Annotated in this window: 1 pseudogene; it reads left to right on the forward strand. The window is 66.8% G+C overall.

Going from position 1 to position 386, the window contains the following annotated elements:
• Positions 1-386, forward strand: a pseudogene (locus tag CVH10_RS18095) (transketolase); the annotation flags it as partial.

Genomic DNA, 386 nt, shown 5'->3' on the forward strand with positions numbered 1-386 from the left:
CGCCATTCGCGTCCTCGCAATGGACGGCGTCGAGAAGGCCAAGTCCGGCCACCCCGGCATGCCGATGGGCATGGCCGACGTCGCCACGGTGCTGTTTTCCAAGTTCCTGAAGTTCGACGCCTCGCGCCCCGACTGGGCCGACCGCGACCGCTTCATCCTGTCGGCGGGCCACGGCTCGATGCTGATCTACGCCCTGCTGCACCTGACCGGCTACAAGGCCGCAACCAAGCAGGAACTGTCCAACTTCCGCCAGTGGGGCTCCAAGACCGCCGGCCACCCTGAGTACGGCCATATGCCGGGCGTCGAGGTCACGACCGGCCCGCTGGGTCAGGGTCTGGCGACCTCGATTGGTTTCGCCATGGCCGAGCGCCATCTGGCCGCAAAAT

The organism is Halomonas sp. ND22Bw (genome assembly GCF_003011945.1).
GTDB classification, from domain to species: Bacteria; Pseudomonadota; Gammaproteobacteria; order Pseudomonadales; family Halomonadaceae; genus Halomonas; species Halomonas halophila.